Origin of the sequence: Bacteroides sp. Marseille-P8574 (genome assembly GCF_902825465.1) — a bacterium.
Classification (GTDB): Bacteria; Bacteroidota; Bacteroidia; order Bacteroidales; family Bacteroidaceae; genus Bacteroides; species Bacteroides uniformis.
This window is the reverse complement of the sequence record NZ_CADEBE010000001.1, coordinates 1,684,065-1,707,535: the sequence shown is the minus strand read 5'-3', so window position 1 is coordinate 1,707,535 and position 23,471 is coordinate 1,684,065. Positions and strand designations below refer to the sequence as shown.

General features: G+C 48.9%; 15 protein-coding genes, 2 tRNA genes, 2 rRNA genes and 2 pseudogenes. 19 read left to right on the top strand and 2 right to left on the bottom strand.

Features of this window, described 5'->3' with window-relative positions:
• Positions 1-38: 38 nt before the first annotated feature.
• The 10 genes from HUX74_RS07395 to HUX74_RS07350 all read left to right on the top strand — a co-directional run bounded on the left by HUX74_RS07395 (position 39) and on the right by HUX74_RS07350 (position 12,945).
• The gene (locus HUX74_RS07395; protein ID WP_117601029.1) at positions 39-668 is read left to right on the top strand and encodes a cyclodeaminase/cyclohydrolase family protein; all 630 of its coding nucleotides are present in this window, start codon (positions 39-41) and stop codon (positions 666-668) included.
• Entirely contained in the window at positions 665-2,161 is a 1,497-nt protein-coding gene (gene hutH, locus HUX74_RS07390; protein ID WP_117601030.1) for a histidine ammonia-lyase, read from the top strand. Before HUX74_RS07395 ends, hutH begins: the two co-directional genes overlap by 4 nt.
• Before the next feature lie 155 nt (positions 2,162-2,316).
• Entirely contained in the window at positions 2,317-2,979 is a 663-nt protein-coding gene (locus HUX74_RS07385) for a TetR/AcrR family transcriptional regulator (protein WP_117601031.1), read from the top strand.
• 27 nt (positions 2,980-3,006) lie between these two features.
• The gene (locus HUX74_RS07380) at positions 3,007-4,365 is read left to right on the top strand and encodes a TolC family protein (protein WP_117601032.1); all 1,359 of its coding nucleotides are present in this window, start codon (positions 3,007-3,009) and stop codon (positions 4,363-4,365) included.
• A gap of 37 nt (positions 4,366-4,402) precedes the next feature.
• Entirely contained in the window at positions 4,403-5,419 is a 1,017-nt protein-coding gene (locus tag HUX74_RS07375; RefSeq protein ID WP_174646439.1) for an efflux RND transporter periplasmic adaptor subunit, read from the top strand.
• 94 nt (positions 5,420-5,513) lie between these two features.
• A complete protein-coding gene (locus HUX74_RS07370; RefSeq protein WP_119961931.1) occupies positions 5,514-8,684 on the top strand; it encodes an efflux RND transporter permease subunit in 3,171 nt (1,056 codons plus the stop codon).
• A gap of 51 nt (positions 8,685-8,735) precedes the next feature.
• Positions 8,736-9,029 carry a PG0541 family transporter-associated protein gene (locus HUX74_RS07365; protein WP_005825638.1) on the top strand — a complete coding sequence of 98 codons (294 nt, stop codon included), beginning with the start codon at positions 8,736-8,738 and terminating at the stop codon, positions 9,027-9,029.
• Between the two features lie 122 nt (positions 9,030-9,151).
• Positions 9,152-10,531, top strand: a complete 1,380-nt coding sequence (locus HUX74_RS07360) for an SGNH/GDSL hydrolase family protein (protein ID WP_174646438.1) — start codon at positions 9,152-9,154, stop codon at positions 10,529-10,531.
• Positions 10,479-11,450 (top strand): SGNH/GDSL hydrolase family protein, encoded by a 972-nt coding sequence (locus HUX74_RS07355; protein WP_226791299.1) that lies wholly within the window; start codon positions 10,479-10,481, stop codon positions 11,448-11,450. Before HUX74_RS07360 ends, HUX74_RS07355 begins: the two co-directional genes overlap by 53 nt.
• Positions 11,437-12,945, top strand: coding sequence for an MBOAT family protein (locus HUX74_RS07350; protein ID WP_174646437.1), 1,509 nt, complete (start codon positions 11,437-11,439; stop codon positions 12,943-12,945). The genes HUX74_RS07355 and HUX74_RS07350 overlap by 14 nt, the downstream gene beginning before the upstream one ends.
• Here HUX74_RS07350 and HUX74_RS07345 read toward each other — a convergent pair whose 3' ends face one another.
• Both HUX74_RS07345 and HUX74_RS21015 read right to left on the bottom strand, forming a co-directional pair.
• A complete protein-coding gene (locus HUX74_RS07345) occupies positions 12,946-14,613 on the bottom strand; it encodes a beta-N-acetylhexosaminidase (protein WP_174646436.1) in 1,668 nt (555 codons plus the stop codon).
• Between the two features lie 84 nt (positions 14,614-14,697).
• A pseudogene (locus tag HUX74_RS21015) lies at positions 14,698-14,813 on the bottom strand (AraC family transcriptional regulator); the annotation flags it as partial.
• A gap of 17 nt (positions 14,814-14,830) precedes the next feature.
• Here HUX74_RS21015 and HUX74_RS21010 point away from each other — a divergent pair.
• The 9 genes and pseudogenes from HUX74_RS21010 to HUX74_RS07305 all read left to right on the top strand — a co-directional run bounded on the left by HUX74_RS21010 (position 14,831) and on the right by HUX74_RS07305 (position 23,437).
• A complete protein-coding gene (locus HUX74_RS21010) occupies positions 14,831-15,016 on the top strand; it encodes a hypothetical protein (RefSeq protein WP_370293083.1) in 186 nt (61 codons plus the stop codon).
• Between the two features lie 27 nt (positions 15,017-15,043).
• A pseudogene (locus HUX74_RS07340) lies at positions 15,044-16,011 on the top strand (TolC family protein); the annotation flags it as partial.
• A 186-nt stretch (positions 16,012-16,197) separates the two neighbouring features.
• Positions 16,198-16,917, top strand: coding sequence for an SGNH/GDSL hydrolase family protein (locus tag HUX74_RS07335; protein WP_174646435.1), 720 nt, complete (start codon positions 16,198-16,200; stop codon positions 16,915-16,917).
• Positions 16,918-17,161: 244 nt separating this feature from the next.
• Complete coding sequence (locus HUX74_RS07330) at positions 17,162-17,770, top strand: HU family DNA-binding protein (RefSeq protein WP_117601039.1); 609 nt, start codon at positions 17,162-17,164, stop codon at positions 17,768-17,770.
• Between the two features lie 295 nt (positions 17,771-18,065).
• A complete protein-coding gene (locus HUX74_RS20700) occupies positions 18,066-18,521 on the top strand; it encodes a hypothetical protein (protein WP_226791233.1) in 456 nt (151 codons plus the stop codon).
• 50 nt (positions 18,522-18,571) lie between these two features.
• Positions 18,572-20,098, top strand: a 16S ribosomal RNA gene (locus HUX74_RS07320).
• A gap of 135 nt (positions 20,099-20,233) precedes the next feature.
• Positions 20,234-20,307: transfer RNA gene (locus HUX74_RS07315), tRNA-Ile, on the top strand.
• A 56-nt stretch (positions 20,308-20,363) separates the two neighbouring features.
• Positions 20,364-20,437: transfer RNA gene (locus HUX74_RS07310), tRNA-Ala, on the top strand.
• A gap of 122 nt (positions 20,438-20,559) precedes the next feature.
• Positions 20,560-23,437, top strand: a 23S ribosomal RNA gene (locus HUX74_RS07305).
• The 16S and 23S rRNA genes sit together here with 2 tRNA genes alongside, the layout of an rRNA operon.
• Positions 23,438-23,471 lie beyond the last annotated feature (34 nt).

The window sequence follows — 23,471 nt, the reverse complement described above, 5'->3', positions numbered from 1 at the left end:
CTTGAACATTAATATTTAATCCTTAATAATTTATTATCATGTTAGTTGATTTGACAGTAAAGGAATTTTTGAATAAAGTGGCGGGTAGTGATCCCGTCCCCGGTGGCGGTAGTATTGCCGCTTTGAACGGTGCCATTGCTTCTGCTCTTGCCGCTATGGTTGCCAACCTCACCATCGGCAAGAAAGGTTATGAACTTCACGAAGAGCTGATGCGCCATGTCTCCGGAGTTGCCTTGCAGCAGAAGGGAGCTTTTGTGGAAGATATAGACCGCGACTCTGAGGCCTACAACAAGGTGTTTGCCTGCTTCAAGATGCCGAAAGCTACGGATGAGGAAAAAGCGGCGCGCAGTGCTGCCATTCAGGAGGCTACCAAGTTTGCTGCCCTTGTTCCCATGCAGGTGGCACGCAATGCGTATGAGTTGATGACAGTCATCATGGATATAGCCCGCATGGGCAATCGCAATGCCGTTACGGATGCTTGTGTAGCCATGATGTCTGCCCGTTCGGCTGTGCTGGGCGCACTGATGAATGTACGCATCAACCTGGGTTCGTTGAAGGACAAGGAGTTTGTGTCCAAGCTCCAAAGTGAAGCCGATGAATTGGAACACTTGGCTTGTGCGAAAGAAAAGGAATTGTTGGACGAAATCAATCAAGAGCTGAAAGTATGAACAATGTCTATTACGTAGGTTCCGGTGAGCTGACCTTCGACCTCATCGAACGCATCATTAATGAAAACTTGAAACTGGAGCTGGCTCCGGAAGCCAAGCTGCGGATACAGAAGTGCCGCGATTATCTGGACAAGAAGATTGCGGAGTCGGAAGAACCCTTGTATGGCATTACCACCGGTTTCGGCTCGTTGTGCAGCAAGAGCATTTCGTCGGACGAGCTGGGTACCTTGCAGGAGAATCTCATCAAGAGCCATGCTTGCAGTGTGGGCGAGGAGATACGTCCCGTCATCATCAAGCTGATGATGTTGCTCAAGGCACATGCCCTCTCTTTGGGGCATAGCGGTGTGCAGGTTATTACCGTGCAGCGTATCCTCGACTTTTTCAATAACGACGTGATGCCTATTGTGTATGACCGTGGTTCACTGGGCGCCTCCGGCGACCTGGCTCCTCTGGCCAACCTCTTCCTGCCGCTTATCGGTGTGGGCGATGTTTATTATAAAGGAAAGAAGCGCGAGGCTATCAGCGTGCTCGACGAGTTCGGCTGGGAACCGGTGAAGCTGATGAGTAAAGAGGGATTGGCATTACTCAACGGTACCCAGTTTATGAGTGCCAACGGTGTCTTTGCCATTCTCAAAGCCTTTCGTCTCTCCAAGAAAGCCGACTTGATTGCCGCCCTTTCCCTGGAAGCTTTCGACGGACGTATCGATCCCTTCATGGACTGTATCCAGCAGATTCGTCCACACAAGGGACAGATAGAAACGGGTGCCAACTTCCGCAAGCTATTGGAAGGCAGCGAGCTGGTAGCTCGTCCCAAGCAGCATGTGCAAGACCCTTATTCGTTCCGTTGCATCCCTCAGGTGCATGGGGCAACGAAAGACGCCATCCGTTACGTGTCTTCCGTTCTGCTGACGGAAATCAATTCCGTGACTGACAATCCCACTATCTTCCCCGATGAGGACCGTATCATTTCGGGCGGTAACTTCCACGGCCAGCCGCTTGCCATCTCCTACGACTTTCTCGGCATCGCCCTGGCAGAACTGGGCAATATATCCGAGCGGCGCATCGCCCAGCTTATCATGGGGTTGCGCGGACTTCCGGAATTCCTTGTTGCCAATCCAGGTCTGAACTCCGGTTTCATGATTCCGCAATATGCCGCCGCATCTATGGTGAGCCAGAACAAAATGTACTGCTATGCCGCCAGCAGCGACTCCATCGTTTCCTCCAACGGGCAGGAAGACCACGTCAGCATGGGTGCCAATGCAGCTACTAAGCTTTATCGCATTATGGATAATCTGGAGCATATCCTTGCCATCGAACTGATGAATGCCGCTCAGGGCATTGACTTCCGCCGTCCGGCAAAGACTTCTCCCGTTTTGGAGCGTTTCCTGCACGAATACCGCAAGGAAGTTCCCTTTGTGAAGGAGGACATCGTGATGTATAAGGAAATCCATAAGACAGTCGCTTTCCTCAACCGGACAAAGTTTGATTATTAGGAACTTCCCAATAAATCTGCCAGAAACATAATAATTATTAATCTGTTAACAATAAGAAAGGAAACTTAATTGGCGAATTGAGTTTTCTTTCTATATTTGTCTCGTTTTATTCCGATAATGAATAAAAATAGTTTTAGTTTAGAAAGGGAAGAAAAATGGGCGAACACACGAAGCATTCAACATCACGGGTGGAACTAAGGGAACGTATCATTCTGGCAGCTGTAGAATTATTTACAACAAATGGAATAAAAAGTATCACGATGGATGAGATTGCAGCATCTTTGGGTATCTCTAAGCGCACTCTTTACGAAGTTTTTCCGGATAAGGAAACCTTGCTGGAAGAATGTATCCTGAAGTCCCAGAAGGATGGTGATATTTTTGTGAAAGAAGTCATAGAGACTTCCAACAACGTATTGGAAGTTTTGTTGAGATGTTATCAGTGGAGCATAGAGCGTTTTCATGCCACGAACAAGAAGTTTTTTGAGGATATCAAGAAATATCCCAAGGCTTATCAGTTGATGAAGAACAACCGGAACCGGAGCTCGGAAGATACCGTGAACTTTTTCAAAGAGGGCGTGAAGCAAGGCATTTTCCGTGATGATGTGAATTTTGCTATTATCAATCTGCTTGTGCGCGACCAGCTCGATTTGCTGATGAATTCGGACATCTGCAATGAGTATTCTTTCCTTGAAGTGTACGAATCTATCATGTTCACTTTCTTGCGCGGTATCTCTACGGAGAAGGGTGCCCGTGTCCTGGAGGACTTTATCTGCGAATATCGCAAGAATCAGGTAAAGCCGGATGAAACGAAGGAGTAGTTTTAATAAATAATCTATTTTTGATTTATGAAGATGCAGAGATTTTGGGTAGGCAGAGCACTACTGTTGGCAGTTGCTGTGCTGTATGCCGGCGGCTATGTGCGCGCACAAGAGACAAAGGATACCCTGACCCTGACCCTTGACCGTGCCTTAGAGATTGCTTTAAGCGACAATCCTACCATAAAGGTGGCGGAGGAAGAAATTGCTTTGAAGAAAGTGACTCACAAGGAAACCTGGCAGAACTTGCTTCCGCAGGCAAGCATTGACGGTACGTGGAATCATACCATCAGTGCGGCACAGATGAATCTTGGCGGACAGTCGTTCAAGATGGGTATGGACAATTCGAATACGGTAAGCGGGGTGCTGAATATCAGTTTGCCCATATTCGCCCCTAGCGTATATAAGGCCATGTCGATGACGAAGACAGACATTGAACTGGCTGTGGAAAAGTCACGGGCTTCTAAGCTGGACTTGGTGAACCAGGTAACTAAGGGTTACTATCAGCTGATGCTGACGCAAGACTCCTACGATGTGTTGCAGAAGAGCTATAAGCTGGCAGAAGACAACTACAACATTGTCAATGCCAAGTATCAGCAGGGTGCCGTCAGTGAGTTCGATAAAATCAGTGCCGAGGTGCAGATGCGCAGCATTAAGCCGAATGTGATTTCGGCGGGTAATGCCGTGACGTTGTCCAAGTTGCAGTTGAAGGTACTGATGGGAGTAACGGCCGATGTGGATATAGAGATTGCCGACAATCTCGGCAACTATGAGACGGAGCTGTTTGCCAATGAACTGAATCAGCCCGCTGCCAATCTGAACAATAATACGACGATGAAGCAGTTGGACTTGAACCGGAAGATGCTCAATCAGAACATCAAGTCACTCCGTACCAACTTCATGCCTACTTTGGGTATGAATTATTCTTACCAATACCAGTCACTCTACAACGAGGACTGGAACATCCTCGATTATAATTGGAGCGGAAGTTCCGCACTGATGTTTACGCTGAGCATTCCTTTGTATAAGGCAAGCAATTTCACCAAGCTCAAGTCCAACCGTATTCAGATACGTCAGTTGGAGCAGAACCGTCTGGACACAGAGCGCAAGCTGAACATGCAGATTACCAGCTATCAGAACAATATGGCTGCCAGTTCCGAGCAGGTTGTCAGCAACCGCGAGAATGTGATGCAGGCACAGAAAGCTGTGCAGATTGCCGGTAAACGCTATGAGGTAGGTAAAGGTACAGTGTTGGAGCTGAACACTTCGCAAGTGCAGCTTACGGAGGCTGAACTGACTTACAATCAGTCCATCTATGATTATCTGGTTGCGAAGGCTGACCTTGACCAAGTACTGGGAAAGGATTATATTGCAGGGAACGAAGAATGAAGAACTAAGAATGAAGAATAGAAATAAAAACAACGATATGAAAAAAGGTTTTCAATGGATGGTCCTGCTGGTGGTTGCCATGCTGGGGGCATGTAGCGGAGGTAGTGATAAAGCTGCTGCTGAGAAGGTGGACGAAAAGCCGAGGGTGAAACTGGCCGAGGTGTCGTCCCGTCCCGTGGAACAGATTCAGGAATACACCGCTACGGTGGAAGCCGAAGTAAAAAACAATATTGCTCCCTCTTCTCCGGTGCGTATAGACCGCATCTTTGTGGAGGTGGGCGACCGCGTGTCGAAAGGCCAGAAGCTGGTCAGCATGGATGCTGCCAATCTGAAGCAGATAAAATATCAGCTGGACAACCAGCAGATAGAGTTCAAGCGTATTGACGAGTTGTATAAGGTAGGCGGTGCCTCCAAATCGGAGTGGGATGCCGCCAAGATGAATCTCGACATCCGTGAGACTTCCTATAAGAATCTCTTGGAGAACACCTCGTTGCTCAGTCCCATTAATGGAGTGGTGACGGCACGTAATTACGATAACGGAGATATGTATGGCGGTGGAGAGCCGGTACTGGTAGTGGAGCAAATCACTCCGGTAAAACTATACATCAACGTATCCGAAGGCTACTTTACCAAAGTGAAGAAGGGCGCTCCCGTATCTGTGAAAGTGGATGTCTATGGTGACGAGGAGTTCGAAGGCAAAATCAGCCTTGTTTATCCTACCATCAACCCGGCTACCCGTACTTTCCCGGTAGAGATACAGCTTGTTAACCGTGACCAGCGTGTACGTCCGGGAATGTTTGCCCGTGCCACGCTGAATTTCGGAATACGGGACCACGTGGTCGTTCCCGACCTGGCCATTGTGAAGCGTGCCGGTTCAGGCGACCGCTATGTCTATGTCTACAAGGACGGCAAGGTGTCTTATAATAAGGTAGAACTTGGCCGTCGTATGGATACGGAGTATGAGTTGATTTCCGGTGTAGACAATAACTCTCAAGTTGTTATTGCCGGGCAGTCTAAATTAGCCGATGGTGTGGAAGTTGAGGTAGAAAAATAATATGGTAATGTGATAATATGCTAATGTGCCGATGTAGCTACATTGCGCAGCCAATTAGCATATTAGCACATTGGCAAATTAAAGAATTAATCTTATGAGTTTATACGAAGGAGCGGTTAAGAAACCGATTATGACCTCGCTCTGCTTCCTGGCAGTGGCTATATTTGGTCTGTTCTCTCTGTCGAAATTGCCGGTAGACCTTTATCCGGATATCGAGACCAACACCATTATGGTGATGACTACCTATCAGGGTGCCAGTGCCTCGGACATTGAGAACAACGTGACTCGTCCGTTGGAAAACGTGCTGAACTCGGTCAGTAATCTGAAGCATATCACTTCCCGTTCGTCGGAGAATATTTCCGTGATTACGCTGGAGTTTGAGTATGGATATGACATAGACGTGCTGACGAACGACGTGCGTGATAAACTGGACATGGTGAGCTCCATGCTGCCCGATGAGGTCGAAACTCCCATCATCTTCAAGTTCAGTACGGATATGATTCCTATCCTGCTGCTCTCCGTGCAGGCAGAGGAGAGCCAGCCGGCTCTTTATAAAATATTGGATGACAACGTGGCGAATCCCTTGGCGCGTGTGCCAGGTGTGGGTACGGTGTCTATTTCGGGTGCCCCCAAACGTGAGGTCAATGTATATTGCGACCCCAATAAATTGGATGCCTACAGCCTCTCAGTAGAAACTATCAGCTCTATTATCAGTGCCGAAAACCGGAATACGCCGGGCGGTACGTTCGATGTGGGTAACAATACCTATTCGCTGCGTGTGGAAGGTGAGTTCAAGGATCCCAAAGAGATGGAGAACATCGTGGTAGGTACGCATAACGGTGCTTCCGTCTATCTGCGCGATGTGGCAAAAGTTGTGGACTCTGTGGAGGAACGTGCACAGAAGACGTATAGCAACGGTGTGCAGGGCGCCATGATTGTGGTGCAGAAACAATCGGGTGCCAATTCTGTAGCCATTTCGCAGAAGATAATTGATATGTTGCCGCAGTTGCAGAAGTCACTGCCGAGCGATGTGAAGCTGGGGATCATTGTCAATACTTCCGAAAACATTCTGAATACGATAGACAGCTTGGAGGAAACCATTATGTACGCTATGCTGTTCGTTATCTTGGTGGTGTTCGTTTTTTTGGGGCGTTGGCGTGCCACGGTCATTATTTGTATCACCATACCGATGTCATTGGTTGCCTCGTTCATCTATCTGGGTATCATCGACGGCGGTTCACTGAATATCATCTCGCTCTCTTGTCTCTCCATTGCTATTGGTAACGTGGTGGACGACGCCATTGTGGTACTCGAGAATGTAACGACCCATATTGAACGGGGTTCCGAACCGAAGCAGGCAGCGATACATGCCACGAACGAGGTGGCCATCTCCGTAATTGCATCTACGCTGACTATGATTGCGGTATTCTTCCCATTGACGATGGTAAGTGGCATGTCCGGTGTGCTATTCCGTCAGTTGGGATGGATGATGTGTGTGATTATGACGGTTTCCACAGTTTCAGCCTTGTCATTCACTCCGATGATGTGTGCGCAGCTTCTGCGTTTGCAGAAAAAGCAGAGTAAGATGTTCCTTACGCTCTATACGCCGATTCAGCGTGCGTTGGACGGTCTTGACGTGTGGTACCAGAACCGGTTGAACTGGGCTGTGCGCCATCGTCTGACGGTTATGGCAGGCTGTGCCGCATTTTTTGTGGCAAGTCTGTTCTGTGCCAAGTACATAGGTACCGAGTTCTTCCCGGCAGCAGACAATAGCCGCATCGGTATCAACCTTCAGTTGCCCATCGGGGCCCGTGTGGAACGTGCGGAAGCGTTGGCTTCGGAACTGACAAACAAGTGGATGACGCGCTACGGAGATATGATGAAAGTTTGCAACTACACTGTGGGGCAGGCGGACTCTGACAATACGTTTGCTTCCATGCAGGACAACGGTAGTCATATCATTAGTTTCAATATCAGTCTGGTGAGTCCGGGAGACCGTGACGTGACACTGGAAACCGTTTGCGACGAAATGCGTGAGGACTTGAAGGGGTATCCCGAATTGGACAAGGCGCAGGTTATTCTGGGCGGTAGCACAGGCGGCATGAGCGCCCAGGCAAGTGCCGACTTTGAGGTTTATGGTTACGACTTCACCGCGACGGACAAAGTGTCAGCCGAACTGAAAGAGAAATTGTTGCAGGTGAAAGGTGTGAGTGAAGTGAATATCAGCCGTCAGGATTATCAGCCCGAATATCAGGTGGACTTTGACCGTGAGAAGCTGGCATTGCATGGCTTGAATCTTTCTACTGCCTCCAACTATCTGCGTAATCGTGTAAATGGTGCTTTGGCATCTTATTATCGCGAAGATGGTGACGAGTACGACATCCGTGTGCGTTACGCTCCCGAATTCCGTACAAAGATTGAAGATTTGGAGAACATCCTTATTTATACGCCTTCCGGTGAGGGTATCCGCGTGAAAGACCTCGGCAAAGTAGTCGAGCGTTCTGCTCCTCCTACCATCGAACGTAAAGACCGTGAGCGTATTGTTACTGTATCTGCGGTTATTTCGGGAGCACCTTTGGGCGATGTGGTGGCCAATGGTAATGCTATAATTGATAAGATGGACCTACCAAGTGGTGTTTCTATCCAGATTTCGGGTTCGTATGAGGACCAACAGGATTCATTCTCCGACTTGGGAACGCTGGCTGTATTGATTGTTATTCTCGTATTCATTGTGATGGCAGCTCAGTTTGAGTCTTTGAGTTATCCGTTCATCATCATGTTTTCCATTCCATTTGCATTCAGCGGTGTGTTGATGGCATTATTCTTTACGGGAACCAATTTGAATGTGATGTCGCTTTTGGGTGGAATCATGTTGATTGGTATTGTGGTGAAGAACGGTATCGTACTCATCGACTACATCACGCTTTGCCGCGAACGTGGTCAAGCGGTGCTTCACTCTGTAGTCACGGCAGGTCGCAGCCGTTTGCGTCCGGTATTAATGACTACACTGACCACTATCCTCGGTATGGTGCCGATGGCTGTAGGGCAGGGTGAAGGTGCCGAGATGTGGCGTCCGTTGGGGGTTGCCGTAATTGGCGGTCTGACGGTATCTACCATTCTGACATTGATTCTTGTCCCTGTACTCTATTGCTCGTTTGCAGGTGTTGGTATTCGGCGCACACGTAAGAAGATTAAGAAAGACCGTGAGCTGAATGATTATTACCAGTTGCATAAGGAGAAGATGACGAAACCACGTAAACAATGATTAATCATTATCCGTTAATCATTAAACATTAATCACTAAACATTATATAGCGTGAAATCAGTATTTATAACATTCGACCAAGCGTTCTTTGAACGTATCATGGCATTGCTTGATCGCCACAACTGCCGCGGCTTCAGCTATTGGCAGCAAGTACAGGGGCGTGGCAGTAAGACGGGAGAACCGCACTATGGCAGCCATGCCTGGCCCAGTATGTGTTCCGCCATCATCACTATCATAGATGAGGCTAAGGTGGCTCCGTTGCTCGAAGCGCTCCATCGGATGGACAAGGAGACCGAGCAACTCGGACTCCGTGCTTTTGTTTGGAATATCGAACAGACCATTTAATCGGGTCTGCTCTGTCTATAACCATTATCCCCAGAGAAAAAATCTTGTTTCTTCGGGGATAATTCTTTTTTGTCCGGAGAGATTTTTCAACCTATATCTATATCTTTGCGTCCACATTAGGTATGGAAAAGAATTCATTGAAATATACGGGTCTGTTGGCGTTTATCGTATGGGGTGCATTGTTGCTGATGCATCTGTTGCCAAGTATTACGATGGGTAGCCGTGTGCTGAGGCGTGTGGATATCTTGGGGGACGTGCGTCGTCCTTCCAAGCCGGTGAGTGAGCCGGACAGCCTGCTGCCTCCGCCCCCGAAGGTGAAGCCCGCCTTTGTGGACACCTGCCGTGCGGGCATGACGTGCATTGAAGATTATAGTGATTCTACCATGCGTGGCATGACGCGGTTCTATCAGGCACTCGACGAGCTTGCCAAAGCACCCCGTCCGGTTCGTATCGCCTACTTCGGCGACTCCTTTATCGAAGCGGATATTCTGACGGCTGATTTACGCGAGATGCTTCAGCAGAAATATGGCGGTTGCGGAGTAGGTTTTGTCACCATTACGTCCATGACCAGTGGCTTCCGCCCTACAGTGCGTCATTCCTTCAGCGGATGGGAGAGTCATTCTGTCATGGACTCCGTGTTCTTTGACCGTAGCAAGCTGGGAGTCTCCGGACATTACTTTATTCCGAATACCGGTGCTTATGTGGAACTGCGGGGGCAGAAGAACTATGCCTCCCGTCTGGACACCTGCCAGCGTGCCAGTATTTTTTTCTATAACCGTGGCACAACCACCCTTTCTGTCCGCGTCAATCGTGGCGAAGCAACTACTGAGACTTTTGAGCCGATTGATGATTTGCAGGAGATGACGGTAGAGGGAAATATCGGTTCTGTCCGTTGGACGGTGGAAAGTGCGGACTCCACCTTGTTTTATGGCCTTGCCATGGACGGTACTTCCGGCATTGTGCTGGATAACTTCTCACTGCGTGGCAGCTCCGGCCTCTCCCTCCGTTCTGTTCCCGTGTGGATGATGCGCGAGTTCAACGAACAGCGTCCTTACGATTTGATAATCCTGCAGTACGGACTGAATGTGGCTACAGAGCGCGGACGGAATTACGACAAGTACATTGCCGGCATGCAGACAACGGTGCAGCATCTCAAGGAGGCCTTTCCGCAAGCAGCCATCCTCATAGTCAGCGTGGGCGATAGGGACTATAAGACCGAAGAAGGGGAGCTGCGTACCATGCCTGGCATCAAGAATCTGGTTCGTTATCAGCAGAATCTGGCAGCGGATGAGGCTGTCGCTTTCTGGAACATGTTCGAGGCCATGGGTGGGGAAGGCAGCATGGCAGACATGGTGCATGCCAAGCCGTCACTGGCCAATTATGATTATACGCACATCAACTTCCGTGGTGGAAAGCATCTTGCGGGATTACTTTATGAGTCTTTGATTTATGGCAAGGAACAGTATGACAGAAGGAGGGCCTACTATGAAGAGGAGCCATAAGGAGGATTTACGATTGTACGATTTACGATGTATGATTTGCTGCGCGGTGCTGGTACTGATTGCGGCGATACGGCCGCTCCATGCACAAGACATACTGCCAGGCAGCCTTTCGTGTCATACCGGTGGAGCGGATTGTGATACTCTCTGCCTCTATTCCCAACGTACGGATACGGTGTCTGTCCCTTTGATAACTTTTCCCGCCGCATTCCGGCAAATGAAGGAGAATGTACTTACCGACAGTCTGGGTATTCTTAATCCTTTCTGGGAGAAGTTGCGTCTGTCCCGGCTGGGTGCTTCCGCTGATACGCTTCGCATCGTACATGTGGGCGACAGCCATATACGCGGCCATATCTTCCCCCGTACCACCGGTGCGTTGATGCAGGACACTTTCGGGGCAGTCTCTTATACCGATGTAGGTATCAACGGTGCATTTTGTACTACTTTCACCCGTCCGGACCGTATTGCTGATATTGCGGCTCTGCATCCCGATCTGCTTATTCTTTCCTTCGGGACGAACGAAAGCCATAACCGCCGTTACAATACAATGCTGCACTATCGCCAGATGGATGACCTTGTACGCATGCTTCGCGAGAAACTGCCGAATGTACCGATGTTGATGACCACTCCTCCGGGCTCTTACGAGAGTTTCCGGCAGCGTCGCCGTCGTCGGACCTATAAGATTAATCCGCGTACTGCCGTTGCCGTGCAGACCATCCGCCGCTATGCCGATGAAAACGGATTGGCGGTATGGGACATGTACGAAATACTTGGCGGTACCCACCGTGCCTGCCTCAACTGGCAGGAAGCCGGATTGATGCGTCCGGACCATGTACATTATTTGCCGGACGGTTACCGCCTGCAAGGCGAGCTGTTCTGCCAGGCCTTGTTAAAAGCTTATAACGATTATGTGGAATATTGAAGAATTTTTATCCGGATTGAATATAGACTTGGACCGTTTGCGCGATGTCTTCACTTATGACCCGCAAGCCCCGATGATATTCAGCAGTGGTATTTTCCTCTGGCTGTTTGTCGCTTTTATATTGGTTTATCTGTTGTTGCAACGCCGGACGACGGCGCGTTTGCTGTTTGTCACCTTGTTTTCCTATTACTTCTATTATAAAAGTAGTGGCACTTATTTTTTCCTGCTTGGACTGGTGACGGTCTGTGACTTTTTCATTGCACGTTTGATGGCACGCGAGGCTATTCCCTGGCTACGTAAGGCATGGGTTGTGTTGAGTCTGTTCATCAATTTGGGATTGTTGTGTTACTTCAAGTACACCAATTTCCTGGGCGAAACTTTTGCCTCGCTGACGGGAGGAACGTTCACGGCAATGGATATTTTCCTTCCGGTGGGCATCTCTTTTTTCACTTTTCAGTCGTTGAGCTATACGATAGATGTGTATCGTCGCCAGATAACGCCTCTGGGCAGTTTATTGGATTATGCTTTTTATGTTTCCTTCTTTCCCCAGTTGGTGGCGGGGCCTATTGTACGTGCCCGTGATTTCATTCCGCAAATCCGCCGTCCACTGTTTGTCTCCAGGGAGATGTTCGGGCGTGGAATCTTCCTCATCGTGAGTGGACTCTTCAAGAAAGCGGTCATATCGGACTATATCAGTGTCAACTTCGTAGAGCGTATCTTTGATAATCCTACTCTTTATTCGGGGGTGGAGAATCTGATGGGTGTCTATGGCTATGCCTTGCAGATTTATTGCGACTTCTCCGGTTACAGTGATATGGCTATTGGCATTGCCTTGTTGCTGGGTTTCCATTTCAATATCAACTTCGATTCTCCCTATAAGTCCGCTTCCATTACGGAGTTCTGGAGGCGGTGGCACATCTCGCTTTCCAGTTGGTTGCGCGACTATCTTTATATCTCTTTGGGAGGCAATCGGAAGGGGAAAATCCGCCAGTACGCCAATCTCATCATTACCATGTTCCTGGGTGGCTTGTGGCATGGAGCTTCGTGGAATTTTGTCCTTTGGGGGATGATGCACGGTGTTGCGCTTGCAGCCCACAAGTGCTGGATGACGCTCACCGGACATAAGAAAGGTGCGGAAAGCCGTGGCATTCGCCGGTTCTTCGGGGTGCTTATTACTTTCCATTTTGTTTGTTTCTGCTGGATATTCTTCCGTAATGCGGAGTTTTCCACATCAATGGATATGCTGAGGCAGATATTCACTACTTTCCGTCCGCAACTCTTCCCGCAGTTGGTGGCAGGCTATTGGGAAGTGTTCGCATTGATGGCATTGGGATATTTCCTGCATTTTGTGCCCGACAGTTGGGAACGTGCCTGCACAAAAACAGTAATCCGCCTTCCCTTGTTGGGAAAGGCGGTACTGGTGCTTGCTGTAATCTATCTGGTCATTCAGATGAAAAGTTCGGAGATACAGCCGTTTATTTATTTCCAGTTCTGATTACTTCTTCTCGGTAGCAGTGGAGTCTGCCTGCTGTCGGAAGGGTTCCCGGTAGTTGAGCCCGTCTCTCCGGTAGAGGCTGATGAGTCCGGCCAGTCGGGTAGTGAAGTTTGTATAATCTTTCTTTTCCTGTTGTGTCCATTGTACTTCGGCAAGGGCGGCCATACGGGGGAGAACCATATACTCTACCTGCTCGCTGGTCGGGATGTATTCTGTCCAAAGGTTGGCTTGTGCGCCGAGTATGTGCTTGGCTTGTTCTTCGGTCAGTGAGGCGGTAGGATTCAGACTGTATACTTTTTCCAATGGGACAAAGCCTCCGATGGCAAATGGTTCGTGCCGGGTATCCTCACTTTGGTAATAATCAAAGTAGCAATAGTCGTTGGGTGTCATTATCACGTCGTGTCCCAGTTGGGCCGCTTTGATTCCTCCTGCCGAGCCACGCCATGACATAACAGTTGCGTTAGGAGCGACGTCGCCTTCCAGAATCTCATCCCAGCCGATAATCCGGCGTCCTTTACTATTGAGGAACTTTTCGATACGTGTCATGCAATAACTCTGCAGACGGTCTTCGGCTGTATGGTTCTTGTCGGATTTCAATTTTTCGGTTCTGATACGCGCCTGGCATTTGGGACACTTTTCCCAACGGGTGCGGGGAGCTTCGTCACCGCCGATGTGGATGTATTTGGAAGGGAATATATCAATGATTTCGGCCATGACATCTTCGAGGAACTGCATGGACTTTTCGTTGCCGATGCACAGCACATCTTCGAATACTCCCCAACGTGGACACACTTCATACGGTCCACCGGTGCATCCCATTTCGGGATAGGCGGCCAGTGCGGCAAGCATGTGTCCGGGCAGGTCTACTTCGGGGATGACCGTGATATAGCGCTCCTCGGCATATTTTACGATTTCCTTGGCTTGTTCCTGCGTATAGAAACCGCCATATCGGGTATTGTCATACTCTTCGGTATTCCGGCCGATGACGGTACGGTCGCGCCAGGCGCCAATTTCCGTCAGCTTGGGATATTTCTTTATTTCTATTCTCCAGCCTTGGTCTTCGGTGAGGTGCCAGTGAAAGGTATTCATATTGTGAAGTGCCAGTAAATCTATGTATTTCTTGATGAACTCAATGGGGAAGAAGTGGCGGCCCACATCGAGGTGTATGCCTCGGTAGCTGAAGCGGGGTTCATCCTGGATGCTGCCGGCAGGCAATAGGATAGAGGTGGCTTTGGTTTCGGCAGGGATTGATTTACGCAGGGTTTGTATACCGTAGAACACTCCGTTCTCGGTCTGGCCGTTTAGGGTCACCCGGTCGGCTTTGACGGTCAGCACATAGCCTTCCCGGTTGCGGATAGCCGGATCCAGTCCTAATGTGATGGCGTCTTTGGGCGCTTCGCTCCCCGGGGCAAGGGCTTCTGTCTGGAGGGTGTGGCCGGTGGACTGGCTGATGTATTCAGCCAGAAACTCAGCATTGCGTTTCAAAAGTTCATTGTTTTCGGGGTAGGCGATGATGGTACCGGCATTCAGGTTGAAGGGAGATTCCTGACTCAAGGCAACTTCCTGGGGCAGGGGGATGACTTGATAGTTGGCTGTTGTTTCTACCCCGCATGAAGAGCAGGCCAGGACGAGGGTACCTGCAAGGAGCATGTGTGTAAGTTTTCTCATGGCATTGAATTGATTAAATTAGTGTCTGACAAATATACGCAAAAAATACTAAAGAGGTAGAGGATAAGGGGGATTTATGTATGCTTATGCTTCAGTTCTCTTTGCTCTATACTCCTTGAGTGACATTCCCGTGTGTTTCTTGAAATATCGTCCGAAAAAAACTGGTCGGGAAAACGGTATTTTTCGGCAATCTCTTTCAGTATTAGCTGTCGCCGGCTTGGTACTGACCAGTTGCGGCATCTATACCAAATACCAGCGCCCGGAGGACATCACAACCGATGGACTTTATGAACACGATTTGGACGGGCAAAGTTTGGATAGCCTGAGTCTGTTTGCGGCATCGGACACTGTCTCCATCGCCTCCCTTTCCTGGCTCGAGCTTTTTACGGACACGCAATTATAGTCGCTCATCGAGCAAATCTTGCAAGGCAACACCGACTTGCTTTCCGCCCAGCAATGCATCAGGGAGGCAGAAGCCACGCTGATGTCGGCCAAACTTTCGTACCTGTCTTCGTTTATGCTCACTCCGCAGTGTGGCGTCAGCAGTTTCGACAATTCCAAAGGTTCGTGGACCTATTCCGGTATTGCCTCGGCAAGTTGGAGAGTCGATATTTGGGCTAATTTGACCAGTGCCATGCGCTGCTCCAAAGCGCTCTACCTTCAAAGTTTGGAGTACGAACAAGCCGTCAGCACTTCGCTGATAGCTATGTGGCCAACCTTTACCTTGCTGATACTTGACGAGCAATACCGCATTTCCGAAGAAACAGCCGCCAGTTGGCGCGAAAGTGCACGCACCATGCGAGCCATGATGGCTGCAGGCATGACGAACGAGGCGAGTGTTTCGCAATCCGAAGCCAACTGTCGCCCAGGTGGAAGCTTCGCTGCTCGACCTCCGGCAGCAGGTAAGGGAAATGCCGCCCGTTCTGCTTTCTACCCCTCCATCACCCTGAGCGGTACAGCTGGCTGGACCAACTCGGCAGGAAGCATGATTGTCAATCCCGGAAAACTTCTTCTGTCTGCCATCGACTCGCTGACACAACCCTTGTTCAACAAAGGGCTGAACGTGGCACAGCTCAAGATGCCAAAGCACAGCAGGAAGAAGCCAGGCTCGCTTTTCAGCAAGTTTTGCTTAATGTCGGCAGCGAAGTGAACAATGCTCTGACCCAAGTGCAGGTAACCCGTGGAAAGACGGAGCTCTGCACAAGGCAGATAACTTCACTGGAAACTACCGTCCGCAGCACCCGGTTACTGATGCGGCACGGCACCTCCACCTATCTGGAAGTGCTCACTGCCCAGCAGGGGCTACTCTCTGCCCAACTGACACAGGTAGCCCACCGCTTTGATGAAATACAAGGTATCATCAATTTTTATCAAGTCCTCGGTGGAGGACGGGAGTAAAATATACTCTTTCTCATCTTCATTCTCTTGCTCCTCTATCAATCCGGCATTTCCTTTTTTGTGGAAATCCGGCGGTAGAGGAACTTTCATATAAGCGGGCTATGGCAAAAAAAACTACGGTCTCCTGCCGTCAAACCGGGACAAACTTTATAACTTTGCGGCATACGACATAAAAATCTATTGATTATGAACTGCAAATCCTTGTTTTTTCTGGCTATTTTTTCCCTGCCCCTTATATCAGGGGTGTTTGCTCAAAAGAAAGTTTCTATTCTTGGCGATTCCTATTCCACTTTTTACGGTCATGTCTCTCCTGCCGCCAATCTCTGCTGGTATGGAGTTCCCGGCGAAAAGAAAGAGAATGATGTGACAAAGGTGGAGGAAACCTGGTGGTACCGTTTCATCCATGAGCACGGCTTTCAGTTGGAACGCAACAATTCCTATTCCGGCTCCACCGTCTGTCATACCGGTTACGAGAAAGCCGATTACTCCGACCGTTCTTTTATCACTCGTATTCACAACCTCGGCACCCCCGACATAATCCTTGTTTTTGGCGGTACCAATGACAGCTGGGCAGGTGCCCCCATTGGCGCATACCAATATGATGGCTGGACGAAAGCCGATTTGTATAGCTTCCGTCCTGCCTTTTGCTATCTGCTTGCATCTCTCAAGCAGCTCTATCCTGCGGCCAGGATTTATAATATTACCAATTCTGAATTATCCGAAGAGGTAACTGATTCCATGGATGAAATTTGCCGGTACTATGGCATCGAGAATATTCGTTTGCACGACATTGATAAACAATGGGGGCATCCTTCTGTGCAAGGAATGCAGAGTATTGATGCTCAGGTTTGGGAGTCTGTCTCCCCGATATTGGAGGCTTCTGTTTCTTTGCCTGCCAAGAACTAAGGACAGACTCATTGGGAGTTATCCTTTTCTATCCTAGATGCTAATCTTTCCACTGCCGTATTCTTTTCTTTCCACAGCTGTGGAAAGAAAAGAATACGGCAGTGGAAAGAAAGTAAAATCCTTGTGGCAAGAAAAATAATTAGTACCTTTACTGCCAGCTTCTGCCGATTTCGAGAACATTTCTTCCCCAAGTTTGCTGCAAGTTTTCCTCAATTCTCTATAAACCATTAATTTAAATTATTTTATGAGTGCTTATTATGACCTTTATGAAACGCCCGTCCCCGAAGGCGAGGAACCGAAGTCGCTACATGCCCGTGTCTGTTCCAAGGGAACCATTTCCGGTAAAGAGTTCATGGAACGGGTTTTTCGTGAAGAACATATGCCCCACGCCATGGTTGTGGGTATTGTGCAAGCCATCACCACTACGCTTGGAGACTGGCTGGCAAAGGGCTATACGGTGGAGATAGAGGGACTTGGCTTCTTCAGCACCACGCTGAAGTGTACCCATCCGGTGATGAATAAGAAAGAAGTACGTGCGGAGTCGGTCAAGATGTCCACGGTGAAATTCCGTCCCAGCATCGAATTCAAACGTTATGTGGCAGGTAAGATGGAGTTGGAACGTGCGGATAAACGCTTCTTTCCGGATAAACCGAAAGCAATGGGCGACATGGCTGCCCGTGAAAAAAGCATGATGGACTTTCTGGAGGCTAATATCTGTATCACTCGTGCAGAATATTCCCGCCTTGTCCACGTCACCGCCCGCCGGGCTTCGAGGGATTTGCAGACATTTATCGATTCCGGCGTGATTCGCAAGCGCGGTGCCTGTCGTTCTGTGGTCTATGTCAAGGTGTGAATTGGAGCTTGTATTGCGCGCGCGTATATATATAATGTGTCCCTTCCTTTCCTTATCCCAGTTTCCTTTAAAAAACATGCTTTAAAACATATCTATCAATCAGTGAGTTATGAAAAAGTTCATGGAATCTCTCAAAAAAACCGTGTATAAATTTTGCAGATGTCCATAAAAGGCCTACTTTTGCATCCGCTTTCGGGAACGAAGGCGGCGATGTTTTGACATTCTGACAGTAAAACGGAGCGGTAAGCTTCCATTTTTCTCTTCTTTGCCATCGGTTTCTTCCGGAACTTCGGTCTTGGAAAAGAAAAATGAAAAAAAACTTCCGAAAATATTTGGAAGTTATGCTTTAAAGTTCTTACCTTTGCACCCGCTTTTGAAAATGAAAGCAGCGCGAGTTGACATTCTTTTAAAAGAAACGGTGCCTGGTTCTTCTTCCTTTTTCTTTTTGCCTCCCTTTCGACAAGAGAGACGACGAGGAAAGAGAAAAGAGAGAAGAAAAAAGAAAAAAAACTTCCGAAAATATTTGGAGGATATACTTAAAAGTTCTTACCTTTGCATCCGCTTTCTGAAAAGAACAGCAATCGTGAAACGAGCGATCTTTGAACAGATTTACATAAACAATACAAGTAGTACAAGAGCAAGGCTTTTCCTTATCAATGGGGAATTGCCTTGGGTAAAACAAGAGAACCGTCAATACTTATTTTATATAGGTAAAGATAAACTTTTGAATTCGAGCGTCCTGAACAGATAATAAGCTGTCGCACATTAATTTTTTTTAATTTGCGCAGTCACGATACTTTTACAATGAAGAGTTTGATCCTGGCTCAGGATGAACGCTAGCTACAGGCTTAACACATGCAAGTCGAGGGGCATCAGGAAGAAAGCTTGCTTTCTTTGCTGGCGACCGGCGCACGGGTGAGTAACACGTATCCAACCTGCCGATGACTCGGGGATAGCCTTTCGAAAGAAAGATTAATACCCGATGGTATATCTGAAAGGCATCTTTCAGCTATTAAAGAATTTCGGTCATTGATGGGGATGCGTTCCATTAGGTTGTTGGCGGGGTAACGGCCCACCAAGCCATCGATGGATAGGGGTTCTGAGAGGAAGGTCCCCCACATTGGAACTGAGACACGGTCCAAACTCCTACGGGAGGCAGCAGTGAGGAATATTGGTCAATGGACGAGAGTCTGAACCAGCCAAGTAGCGTGAAGGATGACTGCCCTATGGGTTGTAAACTTCTTTTATACGGGAATAAAGTTGGGCACGTGTGCCTTTTTGTATGTACCGTATGAATAAGGATCGGCTAACTCCGTGCCAGCAGCCGCGGTAATACGGAGGATCCGAGCGTTATCCGGATTTATTGGGTTTAAAGGGAGCGTAGGCGGATGCTTAAGTCAGTTGTGAAAGTTTGCGGCTCAACCGTAAAATTGCAGTTGATACTGGGTGTCTTGAGTACAGTAGAGGCAGGCGGAATTCGTGGTGTAGCGGTGAAATGCTTAGATATCACGAAGAACTCCGATTGCGAAGGCAGCTTGCTGGACTGTAACTGACGCTGATGCTCGAAAGTGTGGGTATCAAACAGGATTAGATACCCTGGTAGTCCACACAGTAAACGATGAATACTCGCTGTTTGCGATATACAGTAAGCGGCCAAGCGAAAGCGTTAAGTATTCCACCTGGGGAGTACGCCGGCAACGGTGAAACTCAAAGGAATTGACGGGGGCCCGCACAAGCGGAGGAACATGTGGTTTAATTCGATGATACGCGAGGAACCTTACCCGGGCTTAAATTGCAAATGAATGTTCTGGAAACAGATCAGCCGCAAGGCATTTGTGAAGGTGCTGCATGGTTGTCGTCAGCTCGTGCCGTGAGGTGTCGGCTTAAGTGCCATAACGAGCGCAACCCTTATCGATAGTTACCATCAGGTTATGCTGGGGACTCTGTCGAGACTGCCGTCGTAAGATGTGAGGAAGGTGGGGATGACGTCAAATCAGCACGGCCCTTACGTCCGGGGCTACACACGTGTTACAATGGGGGGTACAGAAGGCAGCTACACGGTGACGTGATGCTAATCCCTAAAACCTCTCTCAGTTCGGATTGGAGTCTGCAACCCGACTCCATGAAGCTGGATTCGCTAGTAATCGCGCATCAGCCACGGCGCGGTGAATACGTTCCCGGGCCTTGTACACACCGCCCGTCAAGCCATGAAAGCCGGGGGTACCTGAAGTGCGTAACCGCGAGGAGCGCCCTAGGGTAAAACTGGTGATTGGGGCTAAGTCGTAACAAGGTAGCCGTACCGGAAGGTGCGGCTGGAACACCTCCTTTCTGGAGTGACGTCTCGACTCGATCGTTGGTTCTTGAAGTTATGCTTCCATAGGAACCTCTTGTACTGCGCGTACTTGTTTATTAAAATATACGAGAAAAGTAGAAGCCGAGCCGTAAGGCGAGGGTTTGACTGACAGTCCTATAGCTCAGTTGGTTAGAGCGCTACACTGATAATGTAGAGGTCGGCAGTTCAACTCTGCCTGGGACTACTTCTCAGTTGGTGACCGACCGGTTACGATTTAGCGGGTCTTTCATCAATGGTGAAGGGGGATTAGCTCAGCTGGCTAGAGCACCTGCTTTGCACGCAGGGGGTCAACGGTTCGAATCCGTTATTCTCCACTTCTCAAGATTAGGAATTATCTTTAATCCTTAATCCTTGACAACGATCTTTGACATGATGTGACCAAAAAAAGTAAAGTTGAAAGCTGAAAGTATATATCGACCATACGTGATCGGTAAGACAAAAAGTAAGTAAGGGCACATGGCGGATGCCTTGGCTCTCGGAGGCGATGAAGGACGTGATAAGCTGCGATAAGCCGCGGGTAGGTGCAAATGACCTTTGATCCGCGGATTTCCGAATGGGACAACCCGATATCCTGAAGGGATATCATCCCGCAATGCGGGAGGCTAACGCAGGGAACTGAAACATCTTAGTACCTGCAGGAAAAGAAAATAAATAATGATTCCCCCAGTAGTGGCGAGCGAACGGGGAACAGCCCAAACCATCCATGTTACGGCATGTGTGGGGTTGTAGGACCACGTTGTGGCAAGAAAGTTGGTGAGCAGAATGTTCTGGAAAGTACAGCCATAGAGCATGATAGCTGCGTATGCGAAGCCAACCGAAGCCTAGTGGTATCCTGAGTAGCGCGGAGCACGAGGAATTCTGCGTGAATCTGCCGGGACCATCCGGTAAGGCTAAATACTCCCGAGAGACCGATAGTGAACCAGTACTGTGAAGGAAAGGTGAAAAGCACTTCGAACAGAAGAGTGAAATAGTTCCTGAAACCATGTGCCTACAAGCGGTCGGAGCACTTTTAGTGTGACGGCGTGCCTTTTGCATAATGAACCTACGAGTTACTTTTTCCGGCGAGGTTAAGGATCTCAGATCCGCAGCCGAAGCGAAAGCGAGTCTGAACAGGGCGTATAGTCGGAAGGAGTAGACGCGAAACCAAGTGATCTACCCTTGGGCAGGTTGAAGGATGGGTAACACCATCTGGAGGACCGAACCAATAAGCGTTGAAAAGCTTCTGGATGACCTGAGGGTGGGGGTGAAAGGCTAATCAAACTTGGAGATAGCTCGTACTCCCCGAAATGCATTTAGGTGCAGCCTTGACTTATACTGACATGAGGTAGAGCGACTGATAAGATGCGAGGGCTTCACCGCCTATCAAGTCTTGACAAACTCCGAATGCGTGTCAGTTCTATGTCAGGAGTGAGGGCATGGGTGCTAAGGTCCATGTCCTAAAGGAGAACAATCCGGACCAACAGCTAAGGTCCCGAAATGAATACTAAGTTGAACTAACGAAGTCAGATTGCTAAGACAGCTAGGATGTTGGCTTGGAAGCAGCCATTCATTTAAAGAGTGCGTAACAGCTCACTAGTCGAGGAGTTTGGCGTGGATAATAATCGGGCATAAGTATTCTACCGAAGCTTTGGGATGAGAAATCATCGGTAGGGGAGCATTCCACTCTGCGTCGAAGGTAAGGCGTGAGCCTTGCTGGAGCGTGTGGAAAAGCAAATGTAGGTATAAGTAACGATAAAGGGGGTGAGAAACCCCCTCGCCGAAAGACTAAGGTTTCCTGATCAACGCTAATCGGATCAGGGTAAGTCGGGTCCTAAGGCTCAGCCGAACGGCGAGGCCGATGGCAGAACCGGTTAATATTCCGGTACTACCTTAAGGAGTGACGTGGAGACGGAGTCGTGACAGCGCCGCGGACTGACGGAATAGTCCGTTGAAGGGTGTAGATGTTGATTGTTCCAGGCAAATCCGGAACGAGAGTCGAACCTGACAGTATGGAGCGTCCTTCTGGACAATCCAATAGTGCGTGTAATCATACTTCCAAGAAAATCCGCTAAACTTAATCCTTACGGTACCCGTACCGCAAACGGACACACGTAGTCGGGTTGAATATACTAAGGCGCTTGAGTGATTCACGGTTAAGGAACTAGGCAAACTGACCCTGTAACTTCGGGATAAAGGGTCCTCAAGCAATTGAGGCGCAGAGAATAGGTCCAGGCAACTGTTTAACAAAAACACAGGGCTGTGCAAAATTGAAAGATGAAGTATACAGCCTGACACCTGCCCGGTGCTGGAAGGTTAAGAGGAGACGTCATCGCAAGAGAAGCGTTGAATTGAAGCCCCAGTAAACGGCGGCCGTAACTATAACGGTCCTAAGGTAGCGAAATTCCTTGTCGGGTAAGTTCCGACCTGCACGAATGGTGTAATGATCTGGACGCTGTCTCAACCGTGAGCTCAGTGAAATTGTAGTATCGGTGAAGATGCCGATTACCCGCGATGGGACGAAAAGACCCCGTGAACCTTTACTATAGCTTAACATTGAATTTGGGTAATTGATGTGTAGGATAGGCCGGAGGCTTTGAAGCGGGCACGCCAGTGTTCGTGGAGCCGCTGTTGAAATACGGCCCTTTGATTATTTGAGTTCTAACCCGCTGTTGCGGGGACACTGTTTGGTGGGTAGTTTGACTGGGGTGGTCGCCTCCAAAAGCGTAACGGAGGCTTCTAAAGGTGCCCTCACGACGATTGGTAACCGTCGGCAGAGTGTAATGGCATAAGGGCGCTTGACTGGGAGACTCACAAGTCGATCAGGTAGGAAACTAGAGCATAGTGATCCGGTGTTTCTGTATGGAAAGGACATCGCTCAAAGGATAAAAGGTACTCCGGGGATAACAGGCTGATCCCTCCCAAGAGCTCATATCGACGGAGGGGTTTGGCACCTCGATGTCGGCTCGTCACATCCTGGGGCTGGAGAAGGTCCCAAGGGTTGGGCTGTTCGCCCATTAAAGTGGCACGCGAGCTGGGTTCAGAACGTCGTGAGACAGTTCGGTCTCTATCTATCGTGGGCGCATGAAATTTGCGTGGCTCTGACACTAGTACGAGAGGACCGTGTTGGACTGACCTCTGGTTTACCGGTTGTGCCGCCAGGTGCATTGCCGGGTATCTAAGTCGGGATTGGATAAGTGCTGAAAGCATCTAAGTACGAAGCCAGCCACAAGATTAGATTTCTCAGGGTCGTTGTAGACTACAACGTTGATAGGACGCAGGTGTACAGGCAGCGATGTCATAGCCGAGCGTTACTAATTGCCCGTTCACTTTTTGCCTTGCCTTGTATGGAGGTATATACGTTCAGCCATA

Bases quoted from the DNA above. Each gene is read 5' to 3' on its own strand.
- HUX74_RS07370 (WP_119961931.1), top strand. From the start codon at position 5,514: ATGAGTTTATACGAAGGAGCGGTTAAGAAACCGATTATGACCTCGCTC.
- HUX74_RS07345 (WP_174646436.1), bottom strand. From the start codon at position 14,613: ATGAGAAAACTTACACACATGCTCCTTGCAGGTACCCTCGTCCTGGCC.
- HUX74_RS07355 (WP_226791299.1), top strand. From the start codon at position 10,479: ATGGCAAGGAACAGTATGACAGAAGGAGGGCCTACTATGAAGAGGAGC.
- HUX74_RS07360 (WP_174646438.1), top strand. From the start codon at position 9,152: ATGGAAAAGAATTCATTGAAATATACGGGTCTGTTGGCGTTTATCGTA.
- HUX74_RS07385 (WP_117601031.1), top strand. From the start codon at position 2,317: ATGGGCGAACACACGAAGCATTCAACATCACGGGTGGAACTAAGGGAA.
- hutH (WP_117601030.1), top strand. From the start codon at position 665: ATGAACAATGTCTATTACGTAGGTTCCGGTGAGCTGACCTTCGACCTC.
- HUX74_RS07380 (WP_117601032.1), top strand. From the start codon at position 3,007: ATGAAGATGCAGAGATTTTGGGTAGGCAGAGCACTACTGTTGGCAGTT.
- HUX74_RS07395 (WP_117601029.1), top strand. From the start codon at position 39: ATGTTAGTTGATTTGACAGTAAAGGAATTTTTGAATAAAGTGGCGGGT.
- HUX74_RS07375 (WP_174646439.1), top strand. From the start codon at position 4,403: ATGAAAAAAGGTTTTCAATGGATGGTCCTGCTGGTGGTTGCCATGCTG.
- HUX74_RS07335 (WP_174646435.1), top strand. From the start codon at position 16,198: ATGAACTGCAAATCCTTGTTTTTTCTGGCTATTTTTTCCCTGCCCCTT.
- HUX74_RS07350 (WP_174646437.1), top strand. From the start codon at position 11,437: ATGTGGAATATTGAAGAATTTTTATCCGGATTGAATATAGACTTGGAC.
- HUX74_RS07330 (WP_117601039.1), top strand. From the start codon at position 17,162: ATGAGTGCTTATTATGACCTTTATGAAACGCCCGTCCCCGAAGGCGAG.